Here is a 15,044-nt window from a genome sequence, read left to right on the forward strand (position 1 = left end):
CGGTCCGTTAGCGGGTCGCCCAGGCGCGCCCGATCTCCGCCAGAGGCACGCAGCCGTGATACTCGCCGGGCACGGGGTCGTACTTCAACGCCATCGTGGCGCCAGGCTCGGACGTGAAGTAGCCGACCGTCACCCAATCCTCCAACGCCGCGAAGAAGTGCGGCTGGCCGGGATTCTGCCCCTTGGCGACGGCCGCCTCCTGGTCATAGGCGGTCAGCATGGCGACCTGTTGCTCGGGCTTCAGCGCGACGAAGACGTCGCCATGTGAGGCGCGGGCGTCAGCATCCATCCGCGTCAGGCCGCCGATCAGCAAGTCCTTCTGGGACTTGTCGCAATAGTTCGCCAGGGCGCGGTCGATGAACTGCGGCACGCCGGCCTCGCGAGCGCCCGGCGTGTCGGTCGCGGGGATGATCAACTCGGCCACTACATCGACCAGGCGGGCCTGATCACCGGTCAGCGCGGCGGGAGTCCAATTCAAGGCCGGCGCGGCCGCGGCGGCCGCGCGTCCGGCCCATCCGGTGGCCGCCGCCCCGGCGACAAGCGCCAGGCCCTTCAGGGCGTCGCGTCGATGCAGCATCACAGATCTCCCCGCTTGCGAGCCTTCACCGCGTGGTCGGCCGCCCTGGCAGTCAGCGCCATATAGGTCAGCGACGGGTTCACGCAGGAGGCGGAGGTCATGGCCGCGCCGTCCGTCACATAGACGTTCTTGCACTCGTGAACCTGGTTGAAGGCGTTCAGCACGGAGGTCTTGGGGTCACGTCCCATGCGGGCCGTGCCCATCTCGTGAATCCCCAGCCCAGGCGCGAAACCGTTGTCGTAGCCGCGAACGTTCTTGAAGCCGGCCGCCTCCAGCATTTCGGCGGCGGCGTTCTGCATGTCCTTGCGCATGGCCAGTTCGTTCTCTCGAATGGTCACGTTCATGGTCAGGGTCGGCAGCCCGAACTCGTCCTTCACGTCCCGGTTCAGGGTGACGCGGTTGTCCTCGTAGGGGAGGATCTCGCCAAAGCCGCCCAAGCCCATGCTCCAGGGACCCGGCTGCGTGAGGGCGGCCTTGCGATCGGCGCCGAACCCCCGCCCGGCCTTCCTCAAGTCGCGCTCCCAGCCCGCCCGCGAAGCGCCGCCCTGGTAGCCGAAGCCGCGCAGGTAGTCAGAGCGCTTGGTCGCCGCGTCGCCGAGGTTCCGGAAGCGCGGCACGTAGATCCCGTTGGGCCGGCGTCCCGAGTAGTACATGTCAGCGAAGTCGGTGGCCTCGCCGCTGGCGCCGACACCCAGATGGTGGTCCATCACATTGCGGCCCAGCTGGTCGCTGCCGTTGCCGAAGCCATTCGGGAACCGCGAGCTGGTCGAATTCATCATCAGCCAGGCCGAGTTCAGGGCCGAGGCGCACAGGAAGATGACGTCGGCGTGGAATTCCTCGTCCTTGCGAGTCGTCGCGTCGAGAATGCGCACGCCGCTGGCCTTGCCCGCCTTCTCGTCATAGATCAGTTCGGTGACGATCGAGTTCGGCCGGATCACGAGATTTCCAGTACGTTCGGCCGCCACCAGCCCGCCGGAGTTGGAGCTGTAGTAGCCGCCGAACGGACAGCCCCGCATGCACATGTTGCGGTACTGGCACTTGGTCCTGCCCAGGCTGAGCTGCTCCTCGGTCGGCGCCGTCAGGTGCGCCGTGCGGCCCATGGTGATCCGCCGCTCGGGGAAGCGCGCCTCGGACTTGGCCTTGAACGCCTTCTCGACGCAGTTCATCTCCATTGGCGGCTGGTAGACGCCATCGGGAAGCTGCGGCAGGCCCTCGGCTTGCCCGGAGACGCCGATGAAGCGCTCGACATGATCGTACCACGGCGCCAGGTCCTCATAGCGGATCGGCCAATCCACCCCGATCCCCTCGCGCGCATTGGCTTCGAAGTCGATCGGGCTGTGGCGATAGCTTTGCCGACCCCAGGTCAGCGAGCGGCCGCCGACATGATAGCCACGGATCCAGTCGAACCGGTTTGTCTCGGTGTAGGGATTGGTGTCGTCACGGACGAAGAAGTGCTGGGTGTACTCCGTCATCGTATAGCCCGTCCGGCGCTGAACCTTGTAGCGCTCGGCCAGCTCGTCGGGCGGCAACTGCCCCTGGGGGTACTTGGTCTGCCAGGGGTCGAGGGTGGCGGTCGGATAGTCCTCAAGGTGGCGCACCATGCGCCCACGCTCAAGCACCAGAACCTTCAGGCCCTTCTCCGTGAGTTCCTTGGCGGCGATCCCGCCGGTGATGCCGCTTCCCACCACGATGGCGTCATAGGTGTTCTTACGCCGCGCTCGACCGTTCAGGTTGGCCATGTTCGCTCCCTTTGCGGTCCGCTCGCCAGACCGCGCCGGCATGCTTACGCAACACGACGCCACCTCTGGATGGAACCCATCATTCTTGCCTGGAGGCTTCCATGAAATGGGTTACATTGCAAGAAAGCTCGACATTCGATCGTGAAAAGTGGGCGTAAGGGAGGAAAAGCCAGTCATGACCATCTTATCCGGTTCTGCGCGTTGCAGCCTGGCCGCCATGGCGCTCGGCCTGGTCGCCACGACTTCGCCTGTCCAAGCTCAGGACCTGAAGGCGGGTCCCTGGCGTTCGCTGTTCGATGGCAAGAGCCTGAATGGCTGGATCCCGAAGATCGCTAAACACCCGGTGGGTGAGAACTATCAGCAGACTTTCATCGTCGAAAACGGCGCGATCCGCGTCTCCTATGCTGGCTACAAGACGATGGACGGCCAGTTCGGCCACCTCTTCTACAAGGCGCCGTTCAAGGCCTACCGCCTGCGATTGACGTACCGCTTCCTGACGGACGGAGCCTTGCCCGACACGCCTGCCTGGGCCCGCAGCAATAGCGGCGTCATGTTCCATAGCCAGAGCCCGGAGAGCATGACGGTCAACCAGTCGTTCCCGGTTTCCGTCGAGTACCAGTTGCTGGGCAAGGACGGTGACGGCCGGCGCGCGACCGCCGCGGTCTGCACGCCAGGCGTGACGATCACGATCGACGGCCAGAAGGTGAAGGAGCACTGCACGCCGTCAGCCAACGCTCCAACGATCCCGAACGGAACCTGGGTTAAGGCCGAGCTGGAAGTGCGTCCGAACGGCGAGGTGTTCGAGAAGATCGATGGCGTCGTCGTCCACCACTATGCCGAAATCACGCTGGATCCGGAAGACACGGTCGCCGACGGCGCCAAGCCCTATATCATGGCGCGCGGCGCGCAGCGGGTGACGGAAGGCTACATCGCCCTGCAGAGCGAAGGCCATCCGATCGAGTTCAAGGACATCGAAATTCAGGAGCTGACGGCGCGCTAGGCGCCGTCAGCGACGGCGCTACTTCTTCACCGTCGAGAGGTATTGGATAACCGCCGCGCGATCTTCCGGGTTCGGGGCGCCCAGCAACATCTTGGTCCCCGGCACAGCCTTGCCCGGCGCCTTCAAGAAGGCGTCCAGCTGGTCCGGCGTCCAGGTGATCCCGGAGGCCTTCAGGGCGCTGCTGTAGGCATAGCCGGGCGCGGCGCCAGCCTTGCGGCCGACGACGCCGGCCAGAGGCGGCCCCATCTTGCCCGGCGCGGGCTGGACCGAGTGGCAGACAGTGCAGCGTTGCTGGAACACCTGATCGCCGGACGGCGGCGCGGCGGCGGCGCTGGTGGTCAGGCCCGCGAGGACGGCGGCGAAGGCAAGCAGGAACTTCATCGGATACTCCGTCGGAATCGGCGGCTATAGGCCCAGAAGGCGGCGGTTGCGACCAGGATGGGATGCGCCGCCGGCGAAGTCGTCAAACGCCTTGTCCGTCACCTGGATGATGTGGTCGCGAATGAATGGCGCGCCTTCTCGGGCGCCCTGTTCGGGATGTTTCAACGCGCATTCCCACTCAAGCACCGCCCAGCCGTCGTAGTCGTACTGGGCCAGCTTCGAGAAGATAGCCTTGAAGTCCACCTGGCCATCACCCAAGGAGCGGAACCGGCCTGGGCGCTCGGCCCAACCCAGATAGCCGCCATAGACACCGGCCTGGGCCGAGGGGCGGAACTCGGCGTCCTTGACGTGGAACGCCTTGATCCGCTCGTGGTAGCGATCGATGTAGCCGAGATAGTCCAGCTGCTGCAGCACCAGGTGGCTGGGATCGTACAGGATGTTGGCGCGCGGGTGGCCGCCCACCTCGTCCAGGAACCGCTCGAAGGTCGCGCCGTCATGCAGGTCCTCGCCCGGATGGATCTCGTAACAGGCGTCGACGCCGTTCTCCTCGAAGACGTCCAGGATCGGTTTCCAGCGCCGACCAAGCTCGGCGAAGGCTTCTTCGACCAACCCCGCCGGCCGTTGCGGCCACGGATAGAAATAGGGCCAGGCCAGCGCGCCCGAGAAGGTGGCGTGGGCGTTGAGGCCCAGGCGCCGGCTGGCGACGGCGGCGGCCTTGACCTGCCCGACCGCCCATTCCTGGCGTTCCTTCGGCTTGCCGCGAAGCTCCGGCGGGGCGAAGCCGTCGAACAGCTCGTCATAGGCCGGATGCACCGCGACCAGCTGGCCCTGCAGGTGGGTCGAGAGCTCGGTGATCTTCAGGCCATGGTCGGCCAGCAGGCCGGCGATGTCATCGCAATAGCCTTGGCTCTCGGCCGCGCGCGCGAGGTCGAAGAATGAGTCCGCCCCGCCCGTCGGCATCTGCACGCCGACATAGCCGAGGTCCGCGACCCATTTGGCCATGGTCTCGAGCTTGTCGAAGGGCGGCTTGTCGCCGATGAACTGGGCCAGGAAGATGCCAGGTCCCTTGAGCGTTTTCATCACGCGCCTCCTTCCAGGCTCACCCAGCCGGCGTCCTCGTGGCTGGCGGCCACGGCCCGCTCGACGAAGGCCATACCCCGCAAGCCCTCGCCGATGTCGGGAACCAGCACGCCCTCCGCGCCCTCGATGGCGTCGGCGAAGTCGCGATAGATGTTGGCGAAGGCTTCGATAAAGCCCTCGGGATGACCGGTCGGCAGGCGGGTCACCGCACGGGCGGCCGGGCTCAAATAGCCGGAGCCAGCGTGCAGCACCTGGCTGGGACCGTCCAGCCAATCGAGGGTCAGGACGTTGGGATCCTCATGCGACCAGGTCAGGCCGCCCTTCTCCCCGTAGACGCAGAGCTTGAGGCCATTGCGCGCCCCCGCGCTGATCTGCGAGGCGATCAGCACGCCCCGCGCGCCATTGTCGAAGCGCAGGAGCACGTTGCAGTCGTCGTCCAGCGGACGCCCCGGCACGACCGTGGCGACATCGGCGCACAGGCGTTCGACCCGACGCCCCGTCACGAATTCGGCGATGTTGAAGGCGTGGACCCCGATGTCGCCGATGCAGCCGCCGACGCCGGACTGCGTCGGATCGGCGCGCCAGCTGGCCTGCTTGTTGTCGGCGTCGCGCTCCAACGGCTGGGACAGCCAGCCCTGCGAATACTCCACGACCACCTTGCGGACGGCGCCGAGGTCGCCGCGCGCGACAATCTCCCGCGCCTCGCGGACCATTGGATAGCCCGTGTAGGTGTAGGTCAGGGCGTAGCGCTTGCCGGAGGCGGCGACGATGCCGGCCAATTCCTTGGCCTCAGCCAGGTTCAGGGTGGCCGGCTTGTCGCTGATGACGTTCAGTCCACCGCGCAGGGCCGCGGCGGAAACATCGAAGTGCAGGTGGTTAGGCGTGACGACCGACACCAGCTGAATCCCATCGGCCCGTGCGGCTTCGGCGGCGATCATCGCATGATGGTCAGGATAGACCCGGTCGCGAGCAACGCCCCAGGCCTCCGCGGCCTGCGCGTTCTTGGCCGGATCCCGGCTGAAAACGCCGGCGACCAGGCGTATGCGGCCATCCAGCTCGGCGGCCATGCGATGCACGGGGCCGATGAACGAGCCGGGGCCGCCGCCGACCATAGCCATCCGCAGGCTCATCAGGCGACGACCTTGGCCAGGTAGTCGAAGCTGATCTTGGCAGACTCCAGCCGCGTGTGGGCGAACGGCGGCTCCTGCTCGTAGAAGAAGCCGCGCACGCCGGCCGCATAGGCGGCGGGGAGGAGTTTTGGCCAATTGATCATGCCCGAGCCGACCTCGGTGGGATCCTGACGCAGTTCGAAGTTCGGCTTGGTCGTCGGCTTGATGTCCTTGACGTGCATATGGGTGAAGCGACCCGGATACGCCTTCAGCATGGCGAAGGGATCCTGGCCGGCGGCCGTCACCCAGCCGGCGTCCATCTCGAAGGTCACCAGGCTCGCATCCGTACCCTTCAGCAGGATGTCCATGCCGGTGGTGTCGCCCAGGGGCGCCAGCTCGAAGTTATGGTTGTGGTAGCCTGTGGCGATACCGGCCTTCTTCAGGACGGCCGCCTTCTCGTTCAGGAAGTCGGCGTTCCACTTCCAGTCGTCGGCGGTCATCTGGGTTCCAGCCTTCCGCAGATCGGCGCCGGTGAAGCGGTCCGGGATGTAGAGGATCGGCATGATCGCCGTCTTCACGCCGATCACGTGCAGATCGTCAGCGAGCTTGGCCAGGTCGCCGCTGAAGGTGGGGCCGGCGCCCTTCGGCTGAACGTGGGCGCTGGTGCAGGCGAGGCCCGCGCGATCAAAGGCGGCTCGCAGTTCCGCCGGGGTGCGGCCAAGGTAACCCGCCAGCTCCACCGTCTTGAAGCCGATCTTGGAGACCGTCGCCAGCTGGGCGTCGAGCTCCTTAGCCAGATCCGGACCCAGGCTGTAGAGCTGGATGCCCAGCGGCAGCTTGCGGCTCTGGAAGAATGTCTTGCCGGCCGCGCCGGCGGCGCTCGTCCAGCCCGCCGCCAAGGCGGCCACGCCGGTCGCGATCAGCCCGCGCCTGGAAAGGGCGGCGGCTCGGGTTTCGTCAGCAGTCGTGCGCACGAGGCTTTCCTCTCAGGCTTAAGGTTGGGCTGGGCTGGCGGCGCCCACTGGTTCGTCGGCTTGCATCTCGGCGACCGGACCACGCGACGGGGGACGGAAGAAAATGGCCAGCAGCAGGGTCGCGACCAGGGCGAGGCCGGTCGGGACCATGAACAGGCTGGTGTAGTCCACTTGGCCGTTCGTGCTGAGACGGCTGATCAGCTCGGGGAACAGGAAGCTGGCCGCGACATTACCGACGCCCAGGATCAACAGGTTGAACAGGCCCTGGGCGCTGGAGCGCACGTCCTTGGGGAACACGGCGTCGACGAAGATGTAGACCGTGGCGAAGAAGAACGCGTAGCAGATCCCGTGCAGCAGCTGGACGGCGACGATGACCGGGATGCTGTCGGCGAAGAAGGCGAACACGGCGAAACGGGCGGCGTGCCCCAGCACGCCGATGATCATGGTGACCTTCCAGCCTAGCCGCGCCAGGACGCGCCCCAGGAAGAACATGGTCAGGATTTCGGCGACCTGCCCGAGGCTCAGCACGACCATCGACAGGTTGCCGGCGATCCCGACGCGGTTGGTCAGGAAGGCGTCGGCCATCACGAAGTAGCCGTTGTGGATCACGGAATCGATGAAGGTGACGATGAACAGCACCAGCACGAACGGGGCGCCCAGTAGCTTGAAGGCTCGCCGCCAGGCCAGTTTGTCGACCCCCGCCTCTTCCTTGCGCGGCGGGGTGTGCGGCAGGGTCAGCGAATAGGCGGCGAAGGCGAAGGACAGGATCGCCGCAACCAGGAAGATCCATCGCGTCTGCTCGGCCGTGGCGTGCGCGCCGAGCAGGAAGACGAAGGGCCAGCTGACCAGCACCCAGCCGACCGTGCCGCCCATGCGCACGGCGCCGAACTCGCCGGCGGGATCGCGCAGGTTGGCGAAGGCGATCGAGTTGGTCACTGACAGCGTTGGCACATAGACCAGACTGAAGATCAGATAGCAGGCGAAGAACGGCCAGAAGCTGGTCGAGAACGCTGTGCCGACCAGGGCCAGGCCGCCGATCAGGTGGCTGGCGGCCAGAAACCTCTCGGCCGAGAAATTGCGGTCCGCGAACTGGTTCGAGAAAAAGATGCCGACAAGGGCCGCGACGCCCCACGCGCTGCCGACCAGCGACTGCTGCCAGGGCGCGAAGCCCAGCATGCCCATGTAGGGAAAGATCTTCGGCGCCCAGGCGCCCCAGATCGCCAGCTGCAGCACCATCATCAGGAAGAGCCTGAAGCTCGTCTTCATGGTCCCTGGTCCTCCCCGACCGTCTGGGCGGCGTTTCGGGTGCATTTATGCCCCAGCCGCTCCGATGTAATCGAAATCATGGATAACAGGGGTCGTGCCCCTCGGCAACCGACTCATCCTGCGTTCACCACTCGAGCTTCGCCTTGCCAAGCCACGGAGCAGTCGCCAGTGTCGCCACGATGGCGACCATTCAAGATGTTGCGCGGGCCGCAGGCGTGTCGACGGCCACGGTCTCGCGGGTGTTCAGCGCCCCCGAGCTGGTGATCGAGCCAACGCGCCAGCGCGTGATGGCGGCGGTCGCCCAGCTGGGCTACGAGCCCAACTTCGCCGCCAAGAGCCTGCGCACCCTGCGGACCGAGAAGATCCTGGTCACGGTCCCGGATATCTCCAATCCCTTCTTCTCACAGGTCATCCGCGGCGTCGAAGAAGCCGCCCTCGCCGCCGGCTATTCTGTGCTTTTGGGCGACACGCGGCACGAGGAAGCGCGCGAGGAGCAGTATGCGGCCATGTTCCGGCGCAAGGAGGCCGACGGGCTCATCATCCTGGGCCACCGGCTCCCCGAGACGCTCGCCGAGATGGTCGCCGCCAAGGGGGTGAAGGCGCCCATCGTCAATGGCTGCGAGTTTCGGCCGGGCCTGGCGGTCTCCAGCGCCCACATCGACAACGAGGGCGCCGCCGCCGAGGTCATGGAGCATCTGTACGGCCTGGGCCACACACGGGTCGGTGTCGTGACGGGTCCGTTGGCCAGCCCGATCAGCAGCGACCGCCTGTCCGGCGTCCTGGCGGCCGCCCAGCGTCACGGTCGCGCCAGCGCCCTGCGCATCTCGATCGGCGACTTCTCGATCGAGTCGGGCGTACGGCAGGCCGGCGAGCTGCTGGACGAGCCCGGCCCTCCGACCGCGATCTTCTGCTTCAGCGACGAAATGGCGATGGGAGCGCTGGAAGCGATCCGTCGGCGAGGCCTCGCCTGTCCGCGCGAGGTCTCGCTGGTCGGCTTCGACGACATCCGCTTTTCCCGCCACCTCGATCCGCAGCTGACGACAGTCAGCCAGCCTATGGAGGAGATCGGCCACGAGGTCGTGCGCCTTCTGCTCGACATCCTGGCCGGCCGCGCCACCACACTCCAGAACGTGACCCTGCCGCACCAGCTGATCGTGCGCGGCAGCACCTCGGCGCCGCAGCCTTAAGGCCTTGGCGGAAGTTCGCGCACCCAGATATTGCGGAAGCTGATCGGCTTGCTGGGATCGCCATGCGCCTGCAGCTTGATCGGCGCGGGGGGGTGTGGCTTGTAGGCTGGCTTGCCTATGTAGACCGTCTCGCCCGCAAGGACGGCGTTGTCCTGCACCAGGACACCATTGTGTAGCACGGTGACGGTCGCCGGGGCGGCCAGGGTCCCGGTGGCGGTGAAGCGCGGCGCGCGCCAGACGATGTCATAGGTTTGCCACTCGCCCGGCCGGCGACTGGCGTTCACAAGCGGCGGATGCTGCTTGTAGACGCTTGCGGCCTGACCGTTGACGTAGGTCTGGTTCTCGAAGGAATCGAGTATCTGAACCTCATAACCCTCGTCCCGTGACCCAGTGGACGCGAGGAAGACGCCGCTGTTGCCGCGCCCCTGCCCGCTCCCGTGGATGTCCTTCGGGACCCGCCACTCCAGGTGCAACTGGTAATCCTGGAAAGCGCGCCGCGTCTCGATGTTGCCGCTGGACTTGTCGACCGTGAACACGCCGTCGCCGACGGTCCACTTGGCCGGCGACCTGTCTTGGCTCGACACCCACTGATCGAGTGACTTGCCGTCGAATAACACGATCGCGTCGGACGGCGCCGCGCCGGCCAAAGCCCCGGGCGCCACGGCGGCCGGCTTCGGGCTCCAGACCTCCGTGTCTTCGGGACGCGCCTGAGCGAGCGCCGACGATGACGAGAAAAGACCCATCAGGCCAAATGCGCCCAGAACAAACCGGATCATCGTGCGCTCTCTCCCAGCCCTGTCTTCATTCGGCAATGCGGATCGACGAAGGCTCATGGCGGCAGGGCGCAGAGCACTTCGATCAATCCGCCCGACCGATGCTTGGGCGTCATACGGGAAGAGATCAGGCTGCGAAGCGCGCGTCCAGGGCTTCCAGGCGGACCAGGATGCGATCCAGGGTCGATCGTTTGACCGGCTTGCCGTCCCTCAGCTTGGTCCAGGTGGTCTCGCTGATCGCGTAGCATTCGAACAGATGCTCACGCGTGACGGCGGGCAGACGCGCCCGCAGGCGCTGAAAAATTTCTCGGGAGGCGGTGACGGTTTCGGCCATGGAATAGCGTTGAGCAGTTACGCGCGAGAAAGATGTCTCTACCGCGTCCGTATGACGGTCTTGTTGGTCGGTCGTATTTCAACGCTGTTACTTAGGGCCAAGTTTCGAACGAAATCGGCTTGGATCACAGGTCCAGCGCTGGCATCTGGAACCGCATGCCGTCATAGGCCGGCTCTACGCCCGGCGGCAGCCGCGCGGCCAAGGCGTTGTAGTCGAGGTCGATGTGCAGGTTCGTCAGGATGGCCCGCTTCGGCTTGGCCCTGGCGATCCATTCCAGAGCCAGGTCGACATGGGCGTGGGTTGGGTGCGGCGTCCAGCGCAGCGCGTCGACGATCCAAACCTCGAGATCAGCCAGATCGGCCCAGCTGCTTTCAGGGATAGCGCGGACGTCTGGCGTATAGGCTACGTCGCCGATCCTGTAACCAACGGCGCGGACCTCACCGTGATCGACGTCAAAGGTGTGCACAGAGATGTCGCCGCTGGGTCCCGACAGGTTGAAGTCGTGACCCAGGGGCGGCAGGAGCCTGGGCTCGCAGATCGCGGGATAGCCGCCTTGGGTGCGGAAAATGTACTCGAAGCGCCTCAGCAGGCCGTCGTGCGTGGCCTGGTCCATGTAGGTGGGAATGCGGACACGCTGGTTCAGGAAGAACGGCCGCAGGTCGTCGACGCCGTGGGCCTGATCCGCGTGATCGTGCGTGAAGAGCGCCGCATCGACGCGCCGGACGTTGGCGGCGGCGGTTTGAAGACGCAGGTCGGGCGCGGTGTCGATAATGACCGTCGTCTGGTGGGGCCGCCCCCCCTCGCCCAGTCGCCGCACCAACAAAGAACAGCGCGAGCGATGGTTCTTGGGCTCGGCCGGATCGCAATCGCCCCAGTTGCCGTCGGCGCGGGGAACGCCGCCGGAAGAGCCGGAGCCCAGGATGGTGAACTCCAGCGTGGCGGTCATGGGTGTGGGATCCGATCGAACAGGGCGAAGAAGGCGTCCTCGGTGCGTTGCTCGGTCTCGGACCGGCTCCAGCCTCGGATTTCGGCCAGCTTGTCGTAGATATGCGGCAGATAGGCGGGCTCGTTGCGGCGTCCGCGCATCGGGACGGGCGCCAGGTACGGACAGTCGGTCTCGACGATGATCCGATCGGCGGGCATATCGCGGATAAGCGCTCTCACCTCTTCGGCGGCTTTGAAGGTGGCGATACCGGAGACAGAGAACCAAGCCCCAAGATCGGCGGCGCGCCGGGCGAGCTCGGGACCGCTGGTGTAGCAATGCATTAGGATCTTGAACGGTCCCGCCGCATACTCGGTCTCGAGAATCTCGGCCATCACGTCGTCGGCTTCGCGGGTGTGGACCACCAGCGGCAGGCCGCTTTCCCGGGCGGCGACGCAGTGCTGTCGGAAGACCTCGGCCTGCACATCGCGTGGCGACAGATCGTAGTGGAAGTCGAGGCCGCACTCGCCGATGCCGATTACGCGCGGACGACGGGCCAGCTCGACCAGACACGCGGCGGTGAGGCCGGGATCTTCCTTTGCCTCGTGCGGGTGCGTGCCGACCGTGCACCAGATGTCAGGCTCGGTCATGGCGATTTCATGCACCGCTTCGAACGCCGAGACCTTGTCGCAGATGGTGACCATGAGGCCGATCCCCGCCTCTCGGGCCCGGGCGATCACGGCGTCGCGGTCCTCGGCGAACTGGGGCGCGTGGAGATTCACATGGCTGTCGATGAGCATGCGGCTCACATCGCCGCCTTGGCCGCCGCGCGCAAGTCCGAGATGACGCTCCAGAACACATCGCCTCGGTCCAGGTTCACGGCTTCGGCCTCGCCGGGCACGCTGGACAGCCTCTCCCAGGCCGCCGCCCAGCGGTCGAGACCGGGCGAGTTCTTGCCATCCGCTGCGACCTGGGTAGCGAAGATCCGTACCTGGTCGGCCATGCGGTCCATCAGCAGCTCGAAGCGCGCCGCGCCTTCCGCGCCTCGGAAGGTGTCGGCCATGGCCAGCAGTGCGCCTTCGTCGATCTTCGGCAGAGCCCGCAGGATCTCGTTAGCGGCGTCGTCGATCGCGATCGCGCCCGCAGCGGCCAGCTGTAGCGCCTTGCCGGGCGCGCCGTGAGCCATCCGCGCCAGACGTTCCGCCTCCCGGTGCGGCAGGTCGGCCATGCGCTCCACCATGTCGGCCGCGGCGGCCACGCCCGGCGCCGGAACCGGCAGGCGGCGGCAGCGGGAACGGATGGTCGGCAGCAGCTTGCCAGGCGCGTGGCTGATCAAGAGGATCGCCCCGCGGGCGGGCGGCTCCTCCAAGGTCTTGAGCACGGCGTTGGCAGCGTTGACGTTCAGGTCGTCAGCGGCGTCGATGATCGCCACCCGGTAGGGCGAGACAGCCGGCGAGTTGGCGAAGAACTCCGGCAGCTTGCGCGCCTCGTCGACGGGAATGGCCTTCCTCGCCTTGCCGTCGTCCGTCAGTCGCTCCAGAACCATCAGGTCGGGATGCGATCGCGCCGCGACCTGGCGGCTGACGACGTCGGACGGCGCGGCGCCCAGCAGGCCGAGCGACGGCTCGGGCCGCGCGCCCAGCAGACGCCGCGCCATGCGGTAGGCCAACGTCGCCTTGCCCACGCCTTCCGGTCCCGTCAGCAGCCAAGCGTGGTGTAGGCGTCCGCGATCGAGCGCGTCGAGGAACGCCGCCTCGGCCGCCGATTGACCGTCTAGCGTATAGACGTCGCGAGGATGCGCCGGCGCGTGCATCAGCGCGTCAACCTCTGGTCGACCGCCTCGCCGATGGCGGCGGTCACGTCGTCGATAGCGGCGTTCGCCTCGATCACGACGCAGCGTTCTGGCTCGCGCCGCCCGATCTCCAGATAGCCGGCGCGCAGACGTTCGTGGAAATCCAGGCCCTTCGACTCAAAGCGGGCCGCGCCGCCCCGCGCCTCGGCGCGCTGCAGGCCGACCTCGGCCGGAAGGTCGAGAATAAGCGTGAGGTCTGGAACCGTGTCTCCGAGAACATGGCCCTCTAGAGAGGCGATCAGGCTGGCGGGCGCGTCGCCGCCGGCGCCTTGGTAGGCGCGCGTCGAGTCGGCGAAGCGGTCGCAGAGGACGATGGCGCCTCGGGAAAGAGCTGGCCGGATCACCCGCTCCACGTGATCCCGCCGGGCGGCATACATCAGCAGGGTCTCCGTGACCGGCGACCAGCGATCGGCGGCGCCATTGACCAGGAGCTCGCGGATCGCCTCCGCGCCGGGGCTGCCGCCCGGCTCACGGGTCACGACGACGTCATGGCCGGCGGCCTGCAGCCGGTCGGCCAAGCGGCGGATCTGGGTGGACTTTCCAGCCCCCTCGCCGCCTTCGAAACTGATGAAGAAGCCCTGAGTCACTGGTCTCCATTCGACCGGATTCCGAGGCTTGTCCAGAGGCTCTAGGGACGAAGAACCGTGGCGCCCGCATAGCCCAAGGCTTCGACCCGCTGGCGCAGGCTCCAGGCCTCGCCCTCATCGTCGCCGGCGGCCACCACGACCCGGTACAGGGTGCCGCTGGCGCGCTCCAGCGGCTCGATCCTGGCACTTCCCGCCAGAGCCAGCTGCTGGACAGCCTTCTCGGCGTTCTCACGGCTTGCGAAGGCCGCGGCCTGTATCCGGAAGCCCGACTTCGGGGGCGGCGCCGTGGCCGGAGTCGATTTCACGGGATCAGGCGGGTTGATTGGCGGCGCGGAGAGCTCGGGCGCCGCGGCTGTCGACCATTCTGGCTCGGGCTTCGGCGGCAAAACCTGAACGCGCTGCTGCGGCTCCCGAATATCCGCGAAGCTGCGCGTCGGCGGATCGGCGCGAACAGTCGCCTGCGCGTACTGACGCGGCGGATCGAAGATGCTCTTCGGCGCAGGCCCAATATACCTGACCCGCACCTTGGCTACGCCTTGCCGACGATAGCCCAGCTCCTCGGCGGCGGCCTTTGAAAGGTCGATGACGCGATCGCCGACGAACGGCCCCCGATCATTGACCCGCACGATCATCCGCCGGCCGTTGTCGAGATTCGTGACCTCGACCAGACTGGGAAGAGGCAGTGTCTTATGGGCGGCCGACGGGATATCCATGTCGAAGACTTCGCCGTTGGCGGTGCGGCGATTGTGGAACTGCTCGCCATACCAGGAGCCGATCCCGACGACGTTATAGTCGCGGTCTTCCTTCGGATAGTACCAGACGCCGTTGATCTGATAGGGCTTTTCGGTGCCGCGCAGGGGTTTGCCGTTGGAGCCGATCATGTCACTGGCGCGCGGCGCGCTATTACGGGCGCCGATCGCGGGGCGGCCTACGTCGTATTTGGGCGTGGCACAGGCGGCGAGGCTGAGCGCCGCGAGAACGAAGAGCCCGTGGATGCGGACCAGCCGCCAGATGCGATCGATGTTCTGGTCCATGCGCAACCGCCTAGACGAGAGGCGCGCCCCTCTCAGCGTAACAGGGTGAGCGAATTGTTTTGAAGTCTGGTTAATAGTCTTTGGCGTCTGGTTAAGACCCTGCCGCGCTGATATAGCCGCCTGCTCCGGACAGGTGGCCGAGTGGTTTAAGGCAGCGGTCTTGAAAACCGCCGTAGGTGGAAGCCTACCGTGGGTTCGAATCCCACCCTGTCCGCCAAGAATTCAATTT

Annotated in this window: 16 protein-coding genes and 1 tRNA gene; 3 read left to right on the top strand and 14 right to left on the bottom strand. The window is 66.5% G+C overall.

From position 1 onward, the window contains the following. Positions 1-7: 7 nt before the first annotated feature. Both DI526_RS05545 and DI526_RS05550 read right to left on the bottom strand, forming a co-directional pair. Complete coding sequence (locus tag DI526_RS05545; RefSeq protein ID WP_304275105.1) at positions 8-577, bottom strand: gluconate 2-dehydrogenase subunit 3 family protein; 570 nt, start codon at positions 575-577, stop codon at positions 8-10. Beyond that, positions 577-2,316: a GMC family oxidoreductase gene (locus DI526_RS05550; protein WP_304275108.1), complete on the bottom strand. Its 1,740-nt coding sequence runs from the start codon at positions 2,314-2,316 to the stop codon at positions 577-579. Before DI526_RS05550 ends, DI526_RS05545 begins: the two co-directional genes overlap by 1 nt. A gap of 175 nt (positions 2,317-2,491) precedes the next feature. Between DI526_RS05550 and DI526_RS05555 the strand changes: the two genes are divergently transcribed. Continuing rightward, positions 2,492-3,316, top strand: coding sequence for a DUF1080 domain-containing protein (locus tag DI526_RS05555; RefSeq protein ID WP_304275111.1), 825 nt, complete (start codon positions 2,492-2,494; stop codon positions 3,314-3,316). Positions 3,317-3,334: 18 nt separating this feature from the next. Here the strand turns inward: DI526_RS05555 and DI526_RS05560 are convergent, their stop codons facing one another. The 5 genes from DI526_RS05560 to DI526_RS05580 are packed head-to-tail and all read right to left on the bottom strand — an operon-like array spanning position 3,335 to position 8,126. Further along, positions 3,335-3,697: a cytochrome c family protein gene (locus DI526_RS05560; RefSeq protein WP_304275114.1), complete on the bottom strand. Its 363-nt coding sequence runs from the start codon at positions 3,695-3,697 to the stop codon at positions 3,335-3,337. A gap of 24 nt (positions 3,698-3,721) precedes the next feature. Next, a complete protein-coding gene (locus DI526_RS05565) occupies positions 3,722-4,777 on the bottom strand; it encodes a sugar phosphate isomerase/epimerase (protein WP_304275118.1) in 1,056 nt (351 codons plus the stop codon). After that, complete coding sequence (locus DI526_RS05570; protein ID WP_304275121.1) at positions 4,777-5,907, bottom strand: Gfo/Idh/MocA family protein; 1,131 nt, start codon at positions 5,905-5,907, stop codon at positions 4,777-4,779. Before DI526_RS05570 ends, DI526_RS05565 begins: the two co-directional genes overlap by 1 nt. Beyond that, on the bottom strand, positions 5,907-6,860 hold the full coding sequence (locus tag DI526_RS05575; RefSeq protein WP_304275123.1) for a sugar phosphate isomerase/epimerase: 954 nt from the start codon (positions 6,858-6,860) through the stop codon (positions 5,907-5,909). Before DI526_RS05575 ends, DI526_RS05570 begins: the two co-directional genes overlap by 1 nt. 18 nt (positions 6,861-6,878) lie before the next feature. After that, complete coding sequence (locus DI526_RS05580; RefSeq protein ID WP_304275125.1) at positions 6,879-8,126, bottom strand: MFS transporter; 1,248 nt, start codon at positions 8,124-8,126, stop codon at positions 6,879-6,881. Positions 8,127-8,305: 179 nt separating this feature from the next. Here DI526_RS05580 and DI526_RS05585 point away from each other — a divergent pair, with 179 nt between their 5' ends. Then, complete coding sequence (locus DI526_RS05585; RefSeq protein ID WP_304275127.1) at positions 8,306-9,313, top strand: LacI family DNA-binding transcriptional regulator; 1,008 nt, start codon at positions 8,306-8,308, stop codon at positions 9,311-9,313. On the opposite strand, the gene DI526_RS05590 is transcribed toward DI526_RS05585, so the two are convergent. The 7 genes from DI526_RS05590 to DI526_RS05620 form a co-directional block, all read right to left on the bottom strand. After that, entirely contained in the window at positions 9,310-10,089 is a 780-nt protein-coding gene (locus tag DI526_RS05590; protein ID WP_304275128.1) for a DUF1080 domain-containing protein, read from the bottom strand. The two genes, DI526_RS05585 and DI526_RS05590, sit on opposite strands and share 4 nt — an antisense overlap. 124 nt (positions 10,090-10,213) lie before the next feature. Further along, positions 10,214-10,420 carry a hypothetical protein gene (locus DI526_RS05595; protein WP_013079239.1) on the bottom strand — a complete coding sequence of 69 codons (207 nt, stop codon included), beginning with the start codon at positions 10,418-10,420 and terminating at the stop codon, positions 10,214-10,216. 124 nt (positions 10,421-10,544) lie between these two features. Then, complete coding sequence (locus tag DI526_RS05600) at positions 10,545-11,366, bottom strand: MBL fold metallo-hydrolase (protein WP_304275136.1); 822 nt, start codon at positions 11,364-11,366, stop codon at positions 10,545-10,547. Continuing rightward, complete coding sequence (locus DI526_RS05605; protein WP_304275139.1) at positions 11,363-12,151, bottom strand: TatD family hydrolase; 789 nt, start codon at positions 12,149-12,151, stop codon at positions 11,363-11,365. The genes DI526_RS05600 and DI526_RS05605 overlap by 4 nt, the downstream gene beginning before the upstream one ends. Beyond that, positions 12,148-13,158 (bottom strand): DNA polymerase III subunit delta', encoded by a 1,011-nt coding sequence (locus DI526_RS05610; protein ID WP_304275184.1) that lies wholly within the window; start codon positions 13,156-13,158, stop codon positions 12,148-12,150. Before DI526_RS05610 ends, DI526_RS05605 begins: the two co-directional genes overlap by 4 nt. Next, positions 13,155-13,781, bottom strand: a complete 627-nt coding sequence (gene tmk / locus DI526_RS05615) for a dTMP kinase (RefSeq protein WP_304275141.1) — start codon at positions 13,779-13,781, stop codon at positions 13,155-13,157. Before tmk ends, DI526_RS05610 begins: the two co-directional genes overlap by 4 nt. Before the next feature lie 41 nt (positions 13,782-13,822). Further along, positions 13,823-14,815, bottom strand: a complete 993-nt coding sequence (locus DI526_RS05620; protein ID WP_304275146.1) for a septal ring lytic transglycosylase RlpA family protein — start codon at positions 14,813-14,815, stop codon at positions 13,823-13,825. A 127-nt stretch (positions 14,816-14,942) separates the two neighbouring features. Here DI526_RS05620 and DI526_RS05625 point away from each other — a divergent pair. Continuing rightward, positions 14,943-15,032: transfer RNA gene (locus DI526_RS05625), tRNA-Ser, on the top strand. Positions 15,033-15,044: the final 12 nt, after the last annotated feature.

Origin of the sequence: Caulobacter segnis (genome assembly GCF_003243465.1) — a bacterium.
Lineage (GTDB): Bacteria > Pseudomonadota > Alphaproteobacteria > Caulobacterales > Caulobacteraceae > Caulobacter > Caulobacter segnis_A.